We start from the raw sequence: 19,079 nt of genomic DNA on the forward strand, positions 1-19,079 counted from the left end.
ACACGCAGGCCGGGCCTGCATGTTCATCGGATGCAAGAGCAACCACGCATGAGAGTATTGATCGTAGAAGATGACCCGATGGTCATGAAGCTCAATGTCGACTATCTCACCCGGGTCGGTGACATGTCGCTGGTGGGACGCTGCAGCGACGTGACCACGGCGCTGGTGGTACTGGAGCGCGAAACCGTCGATGTGGTGCTGCTCGACGTCTATCTGGGCAAAAGAAGCGGTCTGGAAGTGGCGGGCTGGCTGCGTGAGCGTGATATCGATACCGACATCATTCTGATCACGGCCGCCTCGGAAACCGAAACGGTACGCGAGGCAAGACGTCTGGGCGTCAACGATTTTCTGGTCAAGCCCTTCGAGTTCAGGCGCTTTCGCGAGGCGCTCGAAACCTGCCGACAGCGCCGTGATACGCTCGACATCCTGAGCGACCAGGTCGACCAGCAGACGCTGGATACCCTGTTTCGTGCCGACAGTAACGCGCCACGGCGTCTCAACGGCCTGCCCAAGGGATTGACCGCCCACAGTCTGGCCCAGGTCTGTGAGGCCATTCTGGCGCTGTCTCAGGACGAATTTTCCACCGAAGGACTGGCCGAGGTCGCCGGCATGTCGCGCGTGTCGATTCGAAAGTATCTCAAGTACCTGGCCAACCTGGGGCTTTTGACCGAGTCCTTCGCCTACGGCCAGGTCGGGCGGCCCTCGTTTTCCTACCGCTGTCTGGATCGTGAGGCGCTGGAGCGCATCGTCAACTAGACCAGGGCGCACCAGAAGTTCTCTCTGGCGCGCCCTGCGAGCTTATCGCGCTTCGCGGCGAATGATGGCACGAATCAGCCGGCGTCCGGGGTTGAGATGATCCACCAGCGTGTCGGGCAGCGGCAGAGGCTCTTCGCAGATGCGTGAGGCCAGAAGCTCGGCAATGAGCGGAGCACTCACCAATCCGCGCGAGCCGTGGGCCAGCGTCACCCACAGACCCGAGTGATAGCGTCCGAGCGTTTCCGGCACGCATGTGGCATCAAATCCCATGCGCGCATAGGCTGTCTCCCATTCCTGGCTGCGTGGTAGTCCACCGGCGTAGGGTGACTTGTCAGGACTGGCGCAGCGCAGGCCGCTGCGCGAGGGCAGCGGCCTTGAGGTCTGCAGGGCGTTGGCAAGGTTGGGCAGCGTGCGCGTCAGCTCCCCGAGATTGAAAGCGTCATCCTCGTCACGCAGCGACAGATCGCGGTCATTGGGCGAAAACGACGCCCCGAGACTCTGTACACCCTCCCATGCTGGCGGGGCATAGCCGCCGGCGCAGACGACGCAGCGTGGCGACAGGGCCTGCGTCTTCTCATCGAGCTGGTAATGGCTGACCTGGCCACGCACGGCCTGTAGCGGCAGAAACCCGGATGGCGAAAGTCGGCTGGCGCCGTCGGCGCAGGCCAGCACCACGTGATCGGCGTGAAGGCGTGTGCCATCGCTGAGGGTCAGGTCATGACCCGTGTCCGTTGAAGTCAGCGCCTCGAGTTCTGCCTGGTGCCAGGTGATGCCGTCTTTCTCGGCCAGATGGGCACAGAGACGGTCCGGGCGCACCCAGCCTGCCCCTGCGTAGTAAAGGCCATGGCGCACGTCCTCGGCCAGTGTTTGCCCGGCAAGCCTTTCTGCCTCCTTGCGATCGACACCGCGCACCACGCTCTCGGGCAGCTGCCAGTGGTTCAGGCAGCGCTGCTGGCGGCTGGCTTCACGATCGCTGGTGGCCAGCTGCAGCACCCCGGTCGGATGCCACAGCGCCTGCGCCGGGTCGACCTGGCTTAAAAAGCGCTGCGCGTATTGAAGGGCGGCGAGATAGAACCGGCTCTGCTCGTTGACCTCGACGGCCGGGCGAATATAGAGCGCGCCCTGACGGTTGCCCGAGGCGCCACTGCCCGGCGGGGTCGGGTCGATCAGCGTGACGCGACGCCCGCGCCGTGCCAGCGCATGAGCCACGCTGGTGCCGGCAATACCGGCCCCGATCACGGCAATGTGGTCGTTCTGACTTGTCTGGCGCGGTGCGGCATCAATGACCCAGGGCGTCTGGCGTCGTCGCCTCGAATGACGTTCATGCTCCGGTGGCAGGTCTGACATATGGCCACTGAGCATCTCGCGCTTGCGCCCGAATCCCGGCACCTTTTTGATCTCGAAGCCGGCCTGGCGCAGCCCACGTTTGACCACGCCGGCGCAGGTGAAGGTTGAAAACGTCGTGCCTTCCCGGCTGGCGCCTGCCAGCGCAGCAAAGAGTGGCTGCGACCACATGGCCGGGTTTTTGGATGGCGCAAACCCGTCCAGAAACCAGGCGTCCACCCGGCCTTCCAGCTGCTCAAGGCTTTCAGCGGCGTCCCCGAAATGCAGGTCCAGCGTGATGCGCTCGTGCAGGGCGAGGCGATGAAGGCCACGCATGGCCGGCGGCCACTGATCGATCAGGGCGGCTACCAGACCGGCAAAATCCTCATGGTGGCCCAGCGCCCTGGCCAGGTCCTCAGCCGTGAACGGATGCTGCTCGGTCGAGACCACGTGCAACCGGGCCGTGGCGGGGGCGTGTGCCAGAAAGGCGTGGGCGGCACACAGCACGTTGAGGCCACTGCCAAAACCGGTCTCGCCAATGACAAAGGGGCGGGCGTGAGGCCAGTCGTGCCAGCGCGTGATGAGATGATTGCCCGCGATAAAGACGTGTTCGGTTTCGCGGCGGCCATCTTCTCGCGAGAAGTAGACATCGCCGTAATCAATGGCTTCAGGCGCGTTATCGTCGCGCCAGTGAAGCTGTGCCGGCTGAAGGGCGAAAGATACCCGGGAATGATTGGAAGACAAGGGGCAATACCGCGGAGAGGTCAGGGGTGATCAAATTTTGAACGATTTCTGTCAGGCCTGTCCCCATCACGCTTTGCGCAATGTGTTCGCGGGGATCGCACAATGTTGTCACAGGCTTATCCACCCAGAGTGTGCATAACAGAAATCCTGTGGATAAGCGCGTACAAGCCCCGCGAATTCGGGCCTTCTATCGATCAGGGCAATACTTTTTTGAATGGACGAACGCTGACCTGTGCATAAACACCGGCACCGACGTAGGGATCGTCATCGGCCCAGGCACGGGCCTGTTCCAGAGAATCAAACTCGGCCACGATCAGGCTGCCGGTAAAGCCGGCCTCGCCCGGATCAAGGCCATCCACGGCAGGAAACGGGCCGGCCAGTACCAGACGCCCCTCATCGCGCAGGACTTCAATACGGGCCAGATGTTCCGGACGCACGCTCTGTCGCGCCGCAAGGCTTTCATCCACATCTTCTCCGATGATGGCGTACAGCATGCTTACTTCTCCTTTGAGTCGGTGCCGGTGGAATGGATCGTCTTTTTCTCATCAGGCAGGTGGCGGGCCAGATAGACCCCCTGAACGAGGATAAACAGGATCGTCAGGCCCATCATGCCAAAGAGCTTGAAGTTGACCCACACTTCTTCGCTGAAATGCATGAATACGGCGATGTTGATGGCGCCCATGGCCAGAAAGAAGACCACCCAGGCCAGGTTCAGACGCATCCAGACCGGTGAGGGCAGGGTCAGGTTCTTTTCCATCATTCGCTGGATCAGTGACTTGCCACCAAACAGGGGCGAGAGCAGAAAGGCCACGGCAAAGAGCCAGTTGACCACGGTCGGCTTCCATTTGATGAAGTCACCATCGCCCAGAATGACCGTGGCACCGCCCAGCAGCACGACCAGCGCCAGCGTCACCAGATGCATCTTTTCAACCTTGCGCCAGCGCCACCAGGTAAAGAGCACCTGTACGATGGTGGCGGGGATCAGCACGGCGGTGGCCAGCACGATATCCTTGGTCATCTGATAGACCAGAACGAAGATGGCGATCGGCAGAAAGTCGATCAGCATTTTCATACACAACACTCCTGATAAGCGCCCGCGAGCAGGGCTTCTGGCGGAAATACGGGCATTCATTGATTCTTCGGGGCACCCGGCGCAACATGCCCGCATTCACCGTCGTTACGTTTTACATGGACGCCGACGCCGTTATATCACGCAGACTTCGCTGCCACTGATTTTGCTGCTATCGAGAGGCCAATGAACGCGCAGGATACTACATCGTCATCCCCTGGCCCCGGGTCGTCTGTCTTTGATCCCGGCATGACGCTCGAGCAGGCCGCTCATATCGATCTGCACATGCACTCCACGGCCTCCGACGGCAGACTCTCGCCGCAGGACGTGATGACACTGTGTCATCAGCGCGGCCTGTCCTGCGCGGCGCTGACCGACCACGATACCATCGATGGCATCGAGGCAGCAGCACACAGGGCCCGGGCGCTGGGGATGACGCTGGTCCCCGGCGTTGAGCTGTCCACTCGCTGGCAGGGGGTGGGCATTCATGTGGTCGCGCTGTGGCATGGGCAGGCCCAGGCGCCGATGACCGCGCTGCTTGGGCGTCTCGCCCACGCACGTCATGAGCGGGCGCTCGAAATCGCCCGACGGCTTGAGAAGGTCGGCCTTGATCATGCGCTCGAACGGGCGCGTGAACAGAACCCTGATGCCCGACTGCTGGGACGTCCCGACTTTGCCCGGGCGCTGGTGGATGCAGGACTGGTGCCGGATATGGCACGGGCCTTCAAGCGCTATCTGGGGGCCGGAAAGACTGGCGATGTGAAGGTGCACTGGCCCACACTGGAAGAGACGCTCGAGAGCATTCACAAGGCCGGTGGCGTGGCGATCGTGGCGCATCCTTTGCGTTACGGTCTGACCCGTCGGCGGCTGGGGCTTTTGCTTGATGAGTTCAGCGAACTCGGGGGCGAGGGCGCCGAGCTGATCAGCGGTTATCAAAACGATGACCGCAGTCGTGACCTGGCCTCGCTTCTGGCCAAACGACGGCTTTATGCCTCGCTGGGCAGTGACTTTCACTATCAGGGCGGGGCGCTGGCCCCGGGCACCCTGAGTGCCGTGCCACGCAGTCAGCTGGTGCCCATCTGGCAGCATCCGCGGCTGGTACCCGCCTTCGCAAGGCCCTGAGCGCCATTTTTGTCAGACCCAGGAGAGATATCCATGAGCCAGTTCTTTTCCCTGCACCCGGAAACCCCGCAAAAGCGCCTTCTGACCCAGACGCGCGAGATCCTTGAAAAGGGAGGCGTCATTGCCTACCCGACCGACTCCGGCTACGCGCTGGGCTGTCTGCCGGGCAACAAGAAGGGCGTGGAGCGGATCAAGCGTCTGCGTAACCTTGATGAAAAGCACAACTTCACCCTGATGTTTCCCGATCTCAACGAGATCGGCACCTATGCACGCATGGACAGCCCGATCTTTCGAGTGCTCAAGGCGCACACGCCGGGTGCCTATACCTTCATTCTGGATGCCACCAACGAAGTGCCGCGACTGCTGCTGCACCCCAAGCGTCGTACCATCGGCATTCGCGTGCCGGATCACCGGATCACCCGCGACATTCTGGAAACCGTTGGAGCACCGTTGATGAGCGTGACCTTCATCGCGCCGGACGAGACCCTGCCCATGACGGACGCCGAAGACATTCGTGACCGCTTCGGATCGCAGCTTGATGCCATCATCGATGGTGGTGCCTGTCCCATGGAGCCGACCACGGTGCTGGACATGCGAACCCTGCCGCCTGAAGTGCTCCGGCAGGGCCGGGGGGATGTCAGCGCCTTTGGCTGATGCAGACGCCGAGGCATGGGTGTTGGCCTAAAAAAACCTGCAGGCATGCCTGCAGGTTTTTTGATCACGACATCGATGGCCCGTTAGCGCGGCTTCGGTGAGTCATCAGTGGGTTCCGAGTCATCGCAGCCATCGTGGGAGGGCGGGTTGCCATCTCGCTCCTGCTCCAGTCGTTTGGCCTCCTCATCGAGGGCTTCGCGTTCCTTTTGCAGTTCCTCGATTTCATCGTCAATTTCCTTGCGCCTGGGGTCATCGGCCTCCTCATCAAGCCAGGAGCCGCAAAGCCGACAGTACCTGGCGTCGCGCTCATGACCCTCATGGCCGCAGCCGGGGCAGGCTTCATCGGAGTAATGATTTCGTTGAATCGAGCGCATGACCTCGGCGGAGAAAACGCCGGTCGGGACGGCCAGAATCGAATAACCCAGAATCATCATCATCGCCGAGATGAACTGTCCCAGCGGCGTGATGGGGGAAATGTCGCCGTAGCCGACCGTGGTCAGCGTCACCACCGCCCAGTAGATGGACTTGGGAATGCTGGTAAAACCGGCCTCGACCGGCTCGATCAGATAGACCAGCGCCCCGAAGACGATCACCAGTGAGATGACCGTCATCAAAAACATCAATATCTTTTGTCTGCTGCGCTCCAGCGCCTCAAGCAGAAGATGGCCCTCGCCGACAAACTCCATCAGGCGCAGCACCCTGAAAAGACGCATGACACGCAGTACCCGGATGACCAGCATGGCCTGAGAGCCGGGGATCAAAAGGCTCAGCCAGGACGGCAGGATACTCAGCAGGTCGATGATGCCATAGGTGCTGCGGGCGTAGCGCCAGGGGCGGTCCAGACAGTAAAGGCGCAGCAGGTACTCGACCGTGAAAATGCCTGTAAAGCACCATTCGGCGATCAGAAAAGCCTCGCCATAGCGGGCCTTAAGACTGACGACACTGTCGAGCATGATGATCACAACGCTCATCACGATCATGATGATCAGCGCAATATCGAAGGCCTTGGCGGAGGGCGTATCCGATTCAAAAATGATCTGAAAGATACGCTCGCGAAGCGTTAGTTTGTGTTTTTGGGGTTGGCTGCTCACCAGCGCTCCGAAATCCTTATGAGAGAAAGTAGCGTCTGAATTCAACGTGGACGCCAAAAAATCATGCCATGGCGCTTCAGCAAACGCAGCCCTCGCCGTTAAACACAGCAATACGCTTGACGGCCATCGCATGCCTGTCTCGGGTTACCCATCGAACGGGGTAACGAGCAGAGCACGATTTGGTCCGTTGTCAGTCAGTAACAACTTTTACGGGGTGCGCCATGCGTCGTACGGTGCAGGCATTATGTCATGACATTCGCTATCTGGCCGATGAGCTTGCGGCAGAGGTGACAACGCCCGATGACAAACGGCTTGCCCATCTGTCGAGCTGCTGCGATAACCTGGTCGAATTGCTCAAGCCTCCCGTGACGCTCGAGACTGTCCACTCGATACCGGATGATATTCGGCTGTCTCGTTATGAACGCATGCTGCTGTGTGAGCATGACGTGATCTGGCACTGGCAGGCAGAAAGCGATGCGTTGACGCTGTCCTCGCGCTGGAAAACGCTCTATCACGATGATGCAGACCCTTCCTCGCTGACGCAGTGGTGTCAAATGCTGCACCCGGAAGACCGCGAAAGAGTGCGCCAGCACTGTCAGCAGGCGGTCACTACGAGCGCTCTTTCACGCATCGAATGTCGTCTGCTTGATGGCCGGGGGCAGTGGCGTTTTGTACGCCTGCGTACGGTGGGTCACGAGGAGAAGGCAGCGCCCGGGCTGACCGGCGTGCTCAGTGACATTACCCACGAGCGCTATCGTGATTCGGTCACCGGTCTTGGCAACTCTGATCTGCTCGACCAGATTCTTCAGGATGCGCTTGGGAAATCTCCGGGCGCCTGTCATGCGCTGGTCAAGATCACCATGGTCAATGCCACGCTTTTGAGCGAGTCCGAGCATTTCCACAATACCCGTGAGCTCGAAGTTCGTATCGCCACATTGCTCGGTGAGCTGCTGCCGGCAAGCCAGTTGATTGCACTGCCCGGTTTCAGCTATGCGCTGGTCACCGACTTTCAGAGTCAGCAGGCCCTGGCGCGTTTTCTCGAACCGCTTCAGCAGATGCTGGGCATGCCACTGGAAACGCCGACAGGTCGTGTCTGGCTGTCGTATGTGGTGGGCGTGGTGCCCTTTGAATCCGGCCATCATGACAGTATCGAATCATTGAGAAAGCAGGCACGCCTGACCATCAATAATGCCTCGAGCGCAGGCGTCGGTGGCATTCATTACTACAACGACGAGCTTCAGGCCCGGGCCACAAGGGCCAGCCGCGGTGAGCAGCTGATCCGCGCGGCGCTGGCCTGTGATGGCGTGCTCTGTTTTCTGCAACCCATTGTCAGCGTCAGGGAAGGAGGGCGAGTGATCGCCTTTGAAGCCCTGATGCGTCTGCGTGACGGTGACGACATTGCCATGCCGGGTGCCTTCATCGAGGCGGCCGAGTCCACCGGGTTGATCCATCAGCTCAGTCAGCATCTGGTCGACAAGGCACTGCGTATTCTGGTGGACCCGGCCTTTACCAAACGTTTTGGCCGTGACTTTGTCATCAACATCAATCTGTCCCGTCACCAGCTCAAGGATGCGATGCTGGTCGATGACATGATGCGCCTGATCGAGAAACACGGCGCCGACCCGCGGCGGGTCAATCTGGAAATTACCGAATCGGCTGTACTGGCAGAACCTGCGATTGCGCTGCGCAATCTGATTCGACTGCGTGAGCACGGCATTTCGATTGCTCTGGATGATTTTGGCAGCGGCTACTCTTCGCTGTCGCAGCTTTGCGAGCTGCCGCTGGACTGCATCAAGATCGATCGTCGCTTTGTCATGGATCTGGAGCGCGAGCCGCGCAAGCGTCACGTCATGACCTCGGTCATCGACCTGTGTCGTCGTCTCGATTTCCGTGTGGTCGTAGAGGGGGTCGAGGAGAGTGCCACGCTTAAAACGGTCTGCGACATGGGGGCCGAGCAGATTCAGGGGTTTATCTATGCCCGGCCCATGCCATCCCAGGATGTGCTGGGACAGCTTGATGCCACGCTGCTGCCGGTATCGCTACACCCGACATCGGTCAAGGCCATGTGAGCGCCCTGCGATGACCTACTGACGGTACAGTCGCTGCATCAACAACAGCCACTGCTGGCCGAAGCGACAGTCGAGCCACTCGGTGCGGGACAGCGACTCGGCCAGTCGCCCAGCGAGGGTAGCCACGTTGGGATCGTCATGACGGACCAGATTAAGCAGGGCCTGGCGTGCAGCGTATAAATATGTCTGCTGTCGGCTGTCCTGAAAGGCATCCAGCCCCAGAATGGCGCGCTCAAGGCACTGTTCCGGCATGTCCTGTGCACAGGGCGGCAGCTGCCAGTGCTGTTCGCGCAGCGCAACGGCCCTTGCGGCCTTGCTGGCGTTCGCCGGACGCAGGGCGCAATGTTCGGCCAGCTTCTCGGCCAGCGACCAGAGTGCGTCTTCCCGGCCGCCCTTGAGCTCCAGTTCGACTTCATGGATTTCAACCCGACGCTCGCCGACAACAATCTCACCGATGTCCAGCGCCAGCTCGATATGGCTGCCGTCATGTTCGAGTAGCCATTGTGTGCGTTGAAAGTCCGTGCGGTAGACCGGCGCCAGATGCTCTCGAACAGCGTCCTGTTCAAACGGGGTGACCCCCAGTCCAGCCAGCCAGTTCGTATCCAGACTTTCCTGATCACGCGGGGTCTCCCACTCGCCACGGGTATGCAATCCGCCGTGGCCGTGACCGGCTGTCTTGACCGTTTGCACAAAGCGCGCGCCGTCGCCGCGCAGGCGCAGGGCCACGCGATACTGCTCGAGCGCGCGCTCGGGGGTGTCGTAATAGACATTGGCCAGACGGTGCGTTTCGCAGGCCGCCTGCGTTAGAAGATGATGTGACTTGAGTGCTTCGACGCTTTTCTGGCTCAGGGCCAGCTTGAGCTCTACCTCCTGCGGGGTCTCAAGGGATTTTGTGTCCGTATCGTCGCCTTGCGTGCTCGGATTCATGTGTTGATTCGCTCTATCCGGGGGCCAAACGTTAAATTTTCATGACGCAGGGTAGTCAGATAAATATACTGGTAACGCCATTTTTCATTGCAGTGAAATCACCATGGTGTCATCCAATCCCTTTTCAGCACTGTTCGGCCGATCGCCGTTCCAGCCGCTGCTTGAACATATCGACAAGACGGTCGAGTGTGCCGACCTGTTGCCGGTCTTCTTTCAGGCAACCCTTGAGCAGGACTGGGAGCGTGCCGGCGAGATTCGCAACAGCATCAGTAACGGCGAGCATCAGGCCGATGAACTGAAAACCCATATTCGCATGAATCTGCCCAACAGCATTTTCCTGCCGGTATCGCGTTCCGACCTGCTCGAGTTGATCAGTGTACAGGACAAGATCGCCAACAAGATCAAGGATATCGCCGGAATCATGCTGGGCCGGCGCATGCGTATTCCTGAAGCCATGGAAGATATCTTTCAGGAATACGTGCGTACGGCTGTCGCGACCGTCCATCAGGCCCGTCAGGCACTGGCCGAGCTGGATGACCTTCTCGAGTCAGGGTTCGGGCGCAATGTCTCCGACCTTCTGAGCGATCAAATCCGCAAATTGCATGAACTCGAACACCAGGCCGACGATCAGCAGGTCATGATCCGGCGCCGCCTTTTTGAGCTGGAAAAAAATCTGCCACCCGTCGATGTCATGTTTCTTTATCAGATCATCGACTGGATCGGTGAGGTTTCCGACCGCTCTGAACGCGTAGGCAGCCGCCTGCAAATCCTTTTGGCCCGATAGGTGCACGCCATCCTCGGGTGCCGAAGTTCGGATAACGACATTTTCCTATGACCATCATTGCACAGCATGGCGAGCTCTTTATTCTTCTCGCCTGCGTTTTCGGTTTTTTCATGGCCTGGGGGGTTGGCGCCAACGACGTTGCCAATGCCATGGGTACCTCGGTTGGCTCAAAGGCCATCACCATCCGTCAGGCGATTGCCATCGCCATTGTTTTCGAATTTTTGGGCGCGTGGCTTGCTGGTGGTGAAGTCACCTCCACCATCCGCAACGGCATCATCGACCCGACCCTGCTCAATGAAACGCCTCAGTATCTGGTCTATGGCATGCTCTCGTCACTGCTGTCGGCGGCCATCTGGCTGATGATTGCCTCGAAAAAGGGCTGGCCGGTTTCAACCACGCACTCCATTGTCGGTGCCATTGTCGGCTTTGCCGTCGCAGGGCTCGGGCCAGGTTCCGTGCAGTGGGGTGAGGTTGGCCAGATTGTCTCGAGCTGGGTCACTTCGCCGTTCATTGCCGGAGTGCTCGCCTTTTTGCTGTTTCGCTCGATTCAGAGCCTGATCTTTGAAAATCGTGATCCGCTGGCGGCAGCGCGTCGCTATGTGCCGGGTTACATGTTTCTGGTCGGGTTTATCGTGGCCATGGTGACGCTACTCAAGGGTCTGAGCCATGTGGGGCTGAACCTCAGCTTTATCGATGCGCTGCTCTGGGCCATGGGTGTGGGCGCGATTATTACGCTGCTGGGCATTTTGCTTGAACGGCGTATCACGCATGAGCCGCGCGGAGGAAATCGCTCCAGTTTTACGGGCGTTGAGCGCATCTTCGGGGTTCTGATGATGTTTACCGCCTGTGCCATGGCCTTTGCTCACGGTTCCAACGATGTGGCCAACGCCGTGGGTCCGCTGGCGGCTGTGGTCAGCGTCGTACAGAGCCAGGGGCATATCGGCGGGGACGCGGCGCTGCCCTGGTGGATTCTGATTCTTGGCGGCGGCGGCATCGTCGTGGGTCTTTTGACCTACGGCCACCGCGTGATTGCCACGGTCGGCACCGGAATTACCGAGCTGACGCCGTCGCGCGGCTTTGCAGCGACGCTTGCTGCGGCCACGACCGTGGTGATTGCCTCCGGCACGGGACTGCCGATTTCCACCACGCATACGCTGGTCGGTGCGGTACTGGGTGTAGGCCTTGCGCGCGGGATGCAGGCACTGAACCTGCGGGTGCTGGGTACCATCGTGATTTCCTGGCTGGTCACTCTGCCGGCCGGTGCAGCCCTGTCGATCATCTTCTTTTTCATGCTCAAGGGCATGTTTGGCTAGATTCTCGACCATGCCGGCATAACGTATCAGAAAAGACCGCCGTCTCTTACGGCGGTCTTTTTTATGGTCGATGCTCTCAGATCATGTCCGGGCCTGCGTCTCGGCGCCGGCTGTTTTAAGATAAGGGGGCCTTCACATTCGTAAGGCCCCATTGATGCCTGTTTGACCCTGGAGCCGCCTTGGACACCTCATTTCCCTTTGCCGACTGGTTTCGAAATTCATCGACCTATATCGATGCCCACCGGGGGCGTACCTTTGTGGTGTTGATTGAAGGCGAGGGGCTGACGCCCGAGCGCCGGGCGCCGCTGATTCAGGATCTGGCGCTATTACATGTTCTGGGGGTCCGGCTCGTGCTGGTCTTTGGCGTACGCGCTCAGGTACGTCAGGCCCTGGAGGCAGCATCATTGACGCCGAGGCGTCATCAGGGGCGTTTTGTGGTAGATGAGGCCTGCATGACGCTGATTGAACGGGAAGCCTCGACCCTGCGGCTGGCCATCGAGGCCCGGCTCTCGCCCGGGCTTTCCAACACACCGCTGCATGGTGTCGAAATCAACGCCATCAGCGGCAATCTGGTCATGGCCAAGCCGCTGGGCATTCGAGAGGGCATCGACTTCCTGCGCGCCGGCGAGGTGCGTCGGGTGCGCAGTGACGCCATTCGTACCCTGCTGGATCAACGCTCGCTGGTAGTGCTGCCGCCGCTGGGGTATTCCAGCACCGGGGAAGTCTTTGATCTGGATGCCGCCGATATCGCCCGCCATACCGCCATTGCACTGGGGGCCGACAAGCTGATCATCGTCGGACGTGCCGGCGGGTTATATAGCCCCCAGGGCCGGCTGATGCGTCAGCCGAATCTGCAGGAGGCCCAGGCTCTGGTCTGTCAGCACGAGAATGCAGAGCTTGCCGAGCATGTGCATATTGCCTGTGATGCTGCGCGTCAGGGCGTTGGGCGAACCCATCTGGTGTCCTGGCAGGACCGGGATGCACTGCTGGCGGAGCTCTTTACCCGTGATGGGGTCGGCACCATGATCACTCGCGAGCGCTACGAGCAGCTTCGCGGTGCCCGCATCGACGACATCGGCGGACTGCTCGAACTGCTGCGGCCGCTGGAAGAGCGGGGCATGCTGGTGGCGCGTTCGCGTGAGCGCCTTGAGCAGGAAATCGATGACTATGTGGTCATCGAGCGTGACGGCATGGTGATCGGATGCGCGGCACTGTATCCCTATCCGGAAGCCGGTAGTGGTGAGCTGGCCTGTGTGGCGGTACATACCAGCTACCGTGGTGGTGAGCGTGGCGATCTGTTGCTTGATGGCGTCGAACAGCGTGCTCGAGAAAAGGGGTTATCCTCACTGTTCGCCCTGACCACCCATACCCTGCACTGGTTTTTGGAGCGGGGCTTTGAGACGGCCGATGTCGAATCGCTGCCTGAAAGACGACGCCAGAATTACAATCCGCAGCGCAATTCGCGTGTGTTGCTCAAGATATTGGCCCCCTCCGGGGCGTCCGGCGCGAAGCGCTGAGGCATGAAATGGGTGCTGTCGTATTTTTGAGACAACAAAACATCATGTTTGTCGGCCTATGGAGACAACATAAAGTCTTTATAAATCAATGGCTTGATGTTTTTATGGCCTAGGTTGTCGCCATATGGCAACGATTATGTGACCTGCGACGGCTCGTGAGCCTTTTGATCTCCATGATGCTTGATGTGAATTTTTACAAGTTATTGTTTTTTATGTTTTTTAAGGTTTTTGGCACGACTTTGGCTTATGTTCTTTTATGGCGGCGCGATATGTCATCAGGACGTTCTCAGGATGAGATCCTTCTCAGGAAGAGCACCTTTTGCAATCGGGCTGTCGGAGGACCCATGAAAGGAGGCATCAGGCCATTATGGCCATGGCATGGATGCCATCCTGATTCGATTTTCAGAGACGGCGCCTGGCGGTGTCTTTGATCATGAAGAAGCCGCAGACGCTATCGAAAACCTGACTGCCAATCTCGATAGCGTGGCTTCGGGCCTTTACAGGCCCCCGGTGCCAGTTTCTGCACGGTCAGGCGGTCAGAATCTGTCACTACATTACCCTTCAGTTCCCTGCGTATGTTGAGAGCCGGCCCTGCCGGCTTTTTTTTTATTTTTTCAAGATCAATGAAACTGAATGAGTTAAAAATGTATACGGACGTTATCGAACGGTGAGAATATCGGTTATTCTCTCCCGCATTCCAGATGATTCTATTTAACGGCTCGCCTGTCGGAGACTGTCAACTCATGGCTTCTCGAATAAAGCGTCGGTGGCGCCCTCGATCCCTTCTTCAGCAGGTATTGACCGCCTTTTTGCTGGTCATGCTGCCGATCGGCGTTTTGATCCATCTCGCCGGTCAGAGTTTTTCACAGCTTTCAGAGCTTGCAGACGTCAGTGCCCGCGAGGCGGTTGATGAAACACGCCGTGCCCGTCAGCTGACCAATCTTTCCACGGATATGGAGCGAAGCGCCCGTCAGTACGCCGTGCTCGATGATCAAAGTCTGCTGGAAATCTATGGTGAGCGCCGCGCGCGCTATAGCGATCTGCTCAACGAACATGCCGCCTTCATGGGTGACAGCCCGCTGATACAGTCATTGCGCCAGCAGCTCACCGTGCTGGAGACCCTGCCCACGCCCGGTGAAAACAGCCTCAGCGCTCAGCTTTCCGAGTTCAGCCGCTTTACGTCCAGTACGGAGGCGCTGGCCGAGGCAACCCGCCGTCAGGTCGATGCCCGCATTGATGAGATTCGCACTCAGGCAAGCCAGGTGACGACCCATCTCTGGCAGGCCACGCTGGCGCTGGTCTCGTTCAGTCTGGTGCTGATCCTCTTTTTCACCTGGCGTATCATTCGCCCAATTCGCCAGCTCGAACAGCGCATTCTCGGCATCGGGGGCAGTGGGGAAACCGAAGAAACCCGCCCGATTCAGGGCCCGCTGGAGCTGGTCAATTTGGAAGAGCGTCTTGAATGGCTCTCGGCCCGCTTGAAGGAGCTCGAGGAACAAAAGCAGCAGTTTTTGCGTCACATGTCCCATGAGCTCAAGACACCGCTGGCCAGCATTCGTGAAGGGTCGGGACTTTTGGCCGATGGTGTGGTCGGTGAAATGTCACAGCGCCAGCGCGAAATCGTGTTGCTGATTGATGAAAGCGGTCAGGAACTGCAAACGCTGATCGAACAGCTGCTGGACTACAACCTGCTGCAGCAAAATCGTCGGCTCAACGTGACGCGCTTTGACGTTGCCAACGTCATTCATGAGGTGCTGTCCAAGCATCGCCTGGCCCTGCAGCAAAAGGGCATGGTAGTGGAAGAGCGTCGTGCACCGCTGTACTGGCAGGCCGATCGTGCACGTACGGCGCGCATTCTGGACAACCTAGTGTCCAACGCTATCGCGTATGGTGACGATGAAGGGCGGCTCTACATCTCGGCGAGCGCCGATCAGAATCATCTGACGCTGGATGTGGCCAACAGTGGCCAGCCGATCAACGAACGTGACCGTGACCATCTGTTTGAGCCGTTCTATCAGGGCAGCTCGCAGCGCAAGGGGCCGCTCAAGGGGTCCGGTATCGGGCTGTCGGTGGCAGCCGAAAGCGCGCGGGCGCAACATGGCACGCTGAGTCTGGTTGAGGATTCAATCAACGGCTGTGAAGTCTGCTTTGAGCTGATACTTCCCTGGATCGTGGAAGAGCCTTCACAGGACACCCCCTCTGTACCCCGGGCCGCAAGGGAAAAGGCGGCACTGGCAAGGATATGACAATGAAGCACAATCTGATCGCGGGCAGTCTTTTGATGGCCACCATGCTGCTGGGCGGCTGCGCCATGATGGATGATCGCGTCTCCGGCGCCTCCGAGGAGTGCATCACCCGTGGCATTCCCACCATGGTGGACGATGAATGCCTGTTGCCGACGTGGGTAGCCTTTGGTCGCTCTGCGCAGACCGGCACACAGCAGTGGCGCGATGAAGTGCTTCAATACATGGGTAGCGACACGCCTCGTGGAGGTCTGGCCCGTGCGGTGGTCTTCTCTCAGGATGACGCTGAACACTGGCCCAAGGGGCTTGCGCTGTTCAAGCGCTATACCTCCGAGGCACCTGAAAGCATTCGGCCATTGCTCCAGCAGTGGCAGCGCGATCTGGAACGTCGCATCGAGATTCAATCCAGACTTCAAACCAGGCTGGATGCACAGCATAATCGCAGCAATCAGGGTAGCAGCCGGCAGCGCCAGCAGATTCAGTCGCTGGAACAGGAAAATGCCGAGCTCAAAAAGAAACTGGACGCCCTGACCGCGATAGAGGAGAGCATGAACGCCAGGCAGAGTCCCTGAGCACTCCTCGCGCGCCGGGTGTGCAAGGAGAACCACGTGAAAACTGCCCATCTGCTATTGGTCGACGATGATCCAAGCCTTTTGAGGCTTCTGGGTATGCGTCTTGAAAGCCGTGGCTATCGGGTCAGTACCGTTGAAAGCGGTGCCCAGGCACTGTCACTGGTAGAACAGCAGCGCCCCGATCTGATCCTGTCGGATCTGCGTATGGATGGCATGGATGGCATGGCGCTGTTTGGCGAAATTCAGTCCCGCCACCCGGGCCTGCCGGTCATTATCCTGACCGCGCACGGCTCCATTCCCGAAGCCGTCAGTGCCACTCGTCAGGGGGTGTTCGGCTTTCTGACCAAGCCCATCGATCGCACCGAACTCTTTGCACTGGTCGATGAGGCCCTGATGCAGACCTCACCGGCCAGCGGCGAAGCAGATCCGGCCTGGCGGCGCGATATCATTACCCGCAGCACCGTCATGGAGCAGGTGCTTGAACAGGCAGGCAGGGTGGCCGGCAGCGATGTCAGCGTGCTGCTTTCCGGCCCCTCCGGCTCCGGCAAGGAACTGCTGGCACGTGCCCTGCATCGTGCCAGCGCGCGCGCCGATGCTCCCTTCATTGCCATCAACTGCGGCGCACTACCCGAGCAGCTGCTGGAAAGCGAGCTGTTCGGCCATGCCCGCGGTGCTTTTACGGGCGCCGTCAACGCCCATGAGGGGCTTTTTCAGGCCGCGCACGGGGGCACGCTCTTTCTTGATGAAATCGGTGACATGCCCATGTCACTGCAGGTCAAGCTGCTCAGGGTGCTTCAGGAGCGTCAGGTCAGGCCGCTGGGCAGTACCCAGAGCGTTGACGTGGATGTCCGCGTGATTTCGGCCACCCATCGCGACCTCAATGCTGCGATGAGCGAAGGGACCTTCCGCGAGGATCTTTTTTACCGTCTCAACGTGGTCAACCTGCGTCTGCCGGCCCTGCGTGAACGGCCGGAAGACATTCCGATTCTGGCGCGTTATCACCTGGAGCTGGCGGCCGATCGTCACAAGCCCTCGGTCAAGGGCTTCTCGAAGGAGGCGATCAATCTGCTGGCGTCTCATGCCTGGCCGGGCAACGTGCGCCAGCTCGTCAACGTGGTGGAACAGTGCGTGGCGCTTTCCAGCGCACCGATCATCGCGCATGCGCTGGTGGCACAGGCGCTGGCCTCTGAAGATAACGCGCTGCCATCGTTCAATGCCGCGCGGGCCGGTTTCGAGCACGGCTATCTGGTCAAGGTGCTCAAGATCACCGAAGGCAACGTCACCCAGGCCGCGCGTATTGCCGGGCGCAACCGCACCGATTTCTACAAGCTGCTCGCCCGCCATGAGCTCGACCCCAACAGCTTCAAGCCGTTATACACCGCAGAACAGACGTGATCAGCGCTTCAATCGGCGTTTCACCTCTACCTTCAGTCGGCCCTCGCCCAGACGGGCCGTGAGCACCTCACCGGGGGTGGTGTCGCTTGAGCGGCGCACCACGCCTGAGGACGATTCCAGAATCGCGTAGCCCCGCCCCAGTACGGCCAGCGGACTGACGGCGTTGAGTTCCCGCATCACGCCCTCCAGTCGCTGACGCTGCGTGTTGATCTGTCGTTCGGGGGCTGCCAGCAGGCGCTCGGCCAGCGCCTCCAGACGCTCGCGGCGATCTTTCAGTGCTCGCTCGGGGGAGACCTGCTGTAATCGTGACTGGTCGCTGGTCAATCGCTGGCGTGCCTGTTCAAGACGATAGTGCATTGCCCGAGTCAGGCGCGTCTCGAGATCCTCGAGACGCTGGCGCTGAGCCCCGAGGCGTTCGCTGGGGTGGCGAAGGCGAGAGGAGGTGTAATCCAGCTGCTGATGATATTGCTGAAGCTGGCGCAGCTGGGCGCTTTCCAGCCGTCGTGTCAGCGTCGTCAGACGCTCCAGAATGTCGCGTCGATCCGGCACCAGCCGCTCGGCCGCGGCGGAGGGTGTCGGAGCGCGCACGTCGGCGGCCAGATCGGAAAGTGTGGTGTCGATCTCATGGCCCACGGCACTCATCACTGGAATCGGACTGGCCTGAATGGCACGCGCCAGACGCTCATCGTTGAAGCACCACAGATCTTCCAGACTGCCGCCGCCGCGCGTGATCAACAGCGCATCAAAGCGACCGTCGCTGCCGGCCGCGGCCAGCGCGCCAATTATCAAGGGTGCCGCCTGATCGCCCTGAACCGGCACCGGTAGCACACTGACCTTCAAAAGCGGCCAGCGCGCCTGCAGTACGGCCAGCACATCCTGAAGGGCCGCGCCGCTGGCCGAAGTGATGATGGCCAGATGCTGCGGCGGGCAGGGCAGTTCGCGGGCGTTGGCAAATACGCCTTCCCCCTCGAGCCTGGTCTTCAACCGCTCCAGCGCCGCCAGCAGGGCGCCGCGGCCGGCTTCCTGCACCGCTTCAACGATCAGCTGATAGTCGCCACGCGGCTCGAAGATCGAAACCTTCGCCCGAATACGCACGCTGTCGCCCTCGCGCATGGGGGCGGCCACAAAGCGGGCCCGGTTGCGAAAGAGCGCACAGCTGACCTGGGCGCGGTCATCCTTGAGCGTGAAATAGAGATGACCCGACGCCGGGCGCGATACCCGCGAAAGCTCCCCTTCGACCCACACCTCGCCCAGGGTGTTTTCAAGCGAGGTGCGCGCACGCCGATTGAGTTCAAACACGCTCAGGGCGTCATGAGAGGAAGAGGGGGCCATGGCAGCTCCAGGCAGGGTGACGGATTCGAGGGTCACAGTCTGGCATGCGCTCACCCTGGTGTCTGCCGGTGCCGCAGTCCCTGGGGCAGGAAGAAGGCTCCGGCCCTGAAAAAGACAGCCCATATGGCAGCGATAGTGTGCCTGAGGCAGGATGTTCGTTGTATGGGC

The 19,079-nt window shown here is 60.0% G+C and carries 16 protein-coding genes; 10 read left to right on the top strand and 6 right to left on the bottom strand.

Annotated features, from left to right (window positions below; translation table 11 throughout):
• Positions 1 to 48 precede the first annotated feature (48 nt).
• Positions 49 to 756, top strand: a complete 708-nt coding sequence (locus tag B9G99_RS11040; RefSeq protein WP_086622202.1) for a response regulator — start codon at positions 49 to 51, stop codon at positions 754 to 756.
• A 42-nt stretch (positions 757 to 798) separates the two neighbouring features.
• On the opposite strand, the gene mnmC is transcribed toward B9G99_RS11040, so the two are convergent.
• The 3 genes from mnmC to B9G99_RS11055 all read right to left on the bottom strand — a co-directional run bounded on the left by mnmC (position 799) and on the right by B9G99_RS11055 (position 3,895).
• Positions 799 to 2,823 carry a bifunctional tRNA (5-methylaminomethyl-2-thiouridine)(34)-methyltransferase MnmC2/FAD-dependent 5-carboxymethylaminomethyl-2-thiouridine(34) oxidoreductase MnmC1 gene (gene mnmC / locus B9G99_RS11045; RefSeq protein WP_086622203.1) on the bottom strand — a complete coding sequence of 675 codons (2,025 nt, stop codon included), beginning with the start codon at positions 2,821 to 2,823 and terminating at the stop codon, positions 799 to 801.
• A gap of 194 nt (positions 2,824 to 3,017) precedes the next feature.
• Positions 3,018 to 3,317, bottom strand: a complete 300-nt coding sequence (locus tag B9G99_RS11050) for a YciI family protein (protein ID WP_086622204.1) — start codon at positions 3,315 to 3,317, stop codon at positions 3,018 to 3,020.
• A gap of 2 nt (positions 3,318 to 3,319) precedes the next feature.
• Positions 3,320 to 3,895, bottom strand: coding sequence for a septation protein A (locus B9G99_RS11055; RefSeq protein ID WP_086622205.1), 576 nt, complete (start codon positions 3,893 to 3,895; stop codon positions 3,320 to 3,322).
• 183 nt (positions 3,896 to 4,078) lie between these two features.
• Between B9G99_RS11055 and B9G99_RS11060 the strand changes: the two genes are divergently transcribed.
• Together B9G99_RS11060 and B9G99_RS11065 are read left to right on the top strand one after the other, a co-directional pair.
• Positions 4,079 to 5,014, top strand: a complete 936-nt coding sequence (locus tag B9G99_RS11060; RefSeq protein WP_335617604.1) for a PHP domain-containing protein — start codon at positions 4,079 to 4,081, stop codon at positions 5,012 to 5,014.
• A gap of 33 nt (positions 5,015 to 5,047) precedes the next feature.
• Complete coding sequence (locus B9G99_RS11065) at positions 5,048 to 5,668, top strand: L-threonylcarbamoyladenylate synthase (protein ID WP_086622207.1); 621 nt, start codon at positions 5,048 to 5,050, stop codon at positions 5,666 to 5,668.
• Between the two features lie 83 nt (positions 5,669 to 5,751).
• On the opposite strand, the gene B9G99_RS11070 is transcribed toward B9G99_RS11065, so the two are convergent.
• Positions 5,752 to 6,759, bottom strand: coding sequence for an ion transporter (locus tag B9G99_RS11070; protein ID WP_227875789.1), 1,008 nt, complete (start codon positions 6,757 to 6,759; stop codon positions 5,752 to 5,754).
• A 221-nt stretch (positions 6,760 to 6,980) separates the two neighbouring features.
• Here B9G99_RS11070 and B9G99_RS11075 point away from each other — a divergent pair, with 221 nt between their 5' ends.
• Positions 6,981 to 8,828, top strand: a complete 1,848-nt coding sequence (locus B9G99_RS11075; protein ID WP_086622209.1) for an EAL domain-containing protein — start codon at positions 6,981 to 6,983, stop codon at positions 8,826 to 8,828.
• A 15-nt stretch (positions 8,829 to 8,843) separates the two neighbouring features.
• Here B9G99_RS11075 and B9G99_RS11080 read toward each other — a convergent pair whose 3' ends face one another.
• Entirely contained in the window at positions 8,844 to 9,755 is a 912-nt protein-coding gene (locus B9G99_RS11080; RefSeq protein WP_086622210.1) for a CYTH domain-containing protein, read from the bottom strand.
• Between the two features lie 103 nt (positions 9,756 to 9,858).
• Here B9G99_RS11080 and B9G99_RS11085 point away from each other — a divergent pair, with 103 nt between their 5' ends.
• From B9G99_RS11085 to glrR, 6 genes are all read left to right on the top strand, one after another.
• On the top strand, positions 9,859 to 10,539 hold the full coding sequence (locus B9G99_RS11085) for a TIGR00153 family protein (RefSeq protein ID WP_086622211.1): 681 nt from the start codon (positions 9,859 to 9,861) through the stop codon (positions 10,537 to 10,539).
• 47 nt (positions 10,540 to 10,586) lie between these two features.
• Complete coding sequence (locus tag B9G99_RS11090) at positions 10,587 to 11,852, top strand: inorganic phosphate transporter (protein ID WP_086622212.1); 1,266 nt, start codon at positions 10,587 to 10,589, stop codon at positions 11,850 to 11,852.
• A gap of 179 nt (positions 11,853 to 12,031) precedes the next feature.
• Positions 12,032 to 13,369 (top strand): amino-acid N-acetyltransferase, encoded by a 1,338-nt coding sequence (gene argA, locus B9G99_RS11095; protein WP_086622213.1) that lies wholly within the window; start codon positions 12,032 to 12,034, stop codon positions 13,367 to 13,369.
• Between the two features lie 743 nt (positions 13,370 to 14,112).
• Positions 14,113 to 15,615 (top strand): sensor histidine kinase, encoded by a 1,503-nt coding sequence (locus tag B9G99_RS11100; RefSeq protein WP_086622214.1) that lies wholly within the window; start codon positions 14,113 to 14,115, stop codon positions 15,613 to 15,615.
• Between the two features lie 2 nt (positions 15,616 to 15,617).
• Complete coding sequence (locus tag B9G99_RS11105) at positions 15,618 to 16,184, top strand: hypothetical protein (RefSeq protein WP_086622215.1); 567 nt, start codon at positions 15,618 to 15,620, stop codon at positions 16,182 to 16,184.
• Positions 16,185 to 16,220: 36 nt separating this feature from the next.
• On the top strand, positions 16,221 to 17,579 hold the full coding sequence (gene glrR, locus B9G99_RS11110; RefSeq protein ID WP_115504166.1) for a two-component system response regulator GlrR: 1,359 nt from the start codon (positions 16,221 to 16,223) through the stop codon (positions 17,577 to 17,579).
• On the opposite strand, the gene xseA is transcribed toward glrR, so the two are convergent.
• Complete coding sequence (gene xseA / locus B9G99_RS11115; protein WP_086622216.1) at positions 17,580 to 18,911, bottom strand: exodeoxyribonuclease VII large subunit; 1,332 nt, start codon at positions 18,909 to 18,911, stop codon at positions 17,580 to 17,582.
• Positions 18,912 to 19,079 lie beyond the last annotated feature (168 nt).

It is taken from the genome of Kushneria konosiri (assembly GCF_002155145.1).
GTDB lineage: Bacteria > Pseudomonadota > Gammaproteobacteria > Pseudomonadales > Halomonadaceae > Kushneria > Kushneria konosiri.

Excerpts from the sequence above, each read along its gene's own strand:
- B9G99_RS11105 (WP_086622215.1), top strand. The coding sequence starts at position 15,618 with ATGAAGCACAATCTGATCGCGGGCAGTCTTTTGATGGCCACCATGCTG.
- B9G99_RS11100 (WP_086622214.1), top strand. The coding sequence starts at position 14,113 with ATGGCTTCTCGAATAAAGCGTCGGTGGCGCCCTCGATCCCTTCTTCAG.
- B9G99_RS11060 (WP_335617604.1), top strand. The coding sequence starts at position 4,079 with ATGAACGCGCAGGATACTACATCGTCATCCCCTGGCCCCGGGTCGTCT.
- B9G99_RS11050 (WP_086622204.1), bottom strand. The coding sequence starts at position 3,317 with ATGCTGTACGCCATCATCGGAGAAGATGTGGATGAAAGCCTTGCGGCG.
- xseA (WP_086622216.1), bottom strand. The coding sequence starts at position 18,911 with ATGGCCCCCTCTTCCTCTCATGACGCCCTGAGCGTGTTTGAACTCAAT.
- B9G99_RS11090 (WP_086622212.1), top strand. The coding sequence starts at position 10,587 with ATGACCATCATTGCACAGCATGGCGAGCTCTTTATTCTTCTCGCCTGC.
- B9G99_RS11065 (WP_086622207.1), top strand. The coding sequence starts at position 5,048 with ATGAGCCAGTTCTTTTCCCTGCACCCGGAAACCCCGCAAAAGCGCCTT.
- B9G99_RS11080 (WP_086622210.1), bottom strand. The coding sequence starts at position 9,755 with ATGAATCCGAGCACGCAAGGCGACGATACGGACACAAAATCCCTTGAG.
- B9G99_RS11075 (WP_086622209.1), top strand. The coding sequence starts at position 6,981 with ATGCGTCGTACGGTGCAGGCATTATGTCATGACATTCGCTATCTGGCC.
- B9G99_RS11085 (WP_086622211.1), top strand. The coding sequence starts at position 9,859 with ATGGTGTCATCCAATCCCTTTTCAGCACTGTTCGGCCGATCGCCGTTC.
- B9G99_RS11055 (WP_086622205.1), bottom strand. The coding sequence starts at position 3,895 with ATGAAAATGCTGATCGACTTTCTGCCGATCGCCATCTTCGTTCTGGTC.
- B9G99_RS11040 (WP_086622202.1), top strand. The coding sequence starts at position 49 with ATGAGAGTATTGATCGTAGAAGATGACCCGATGGTCATGAAGCTCAAT.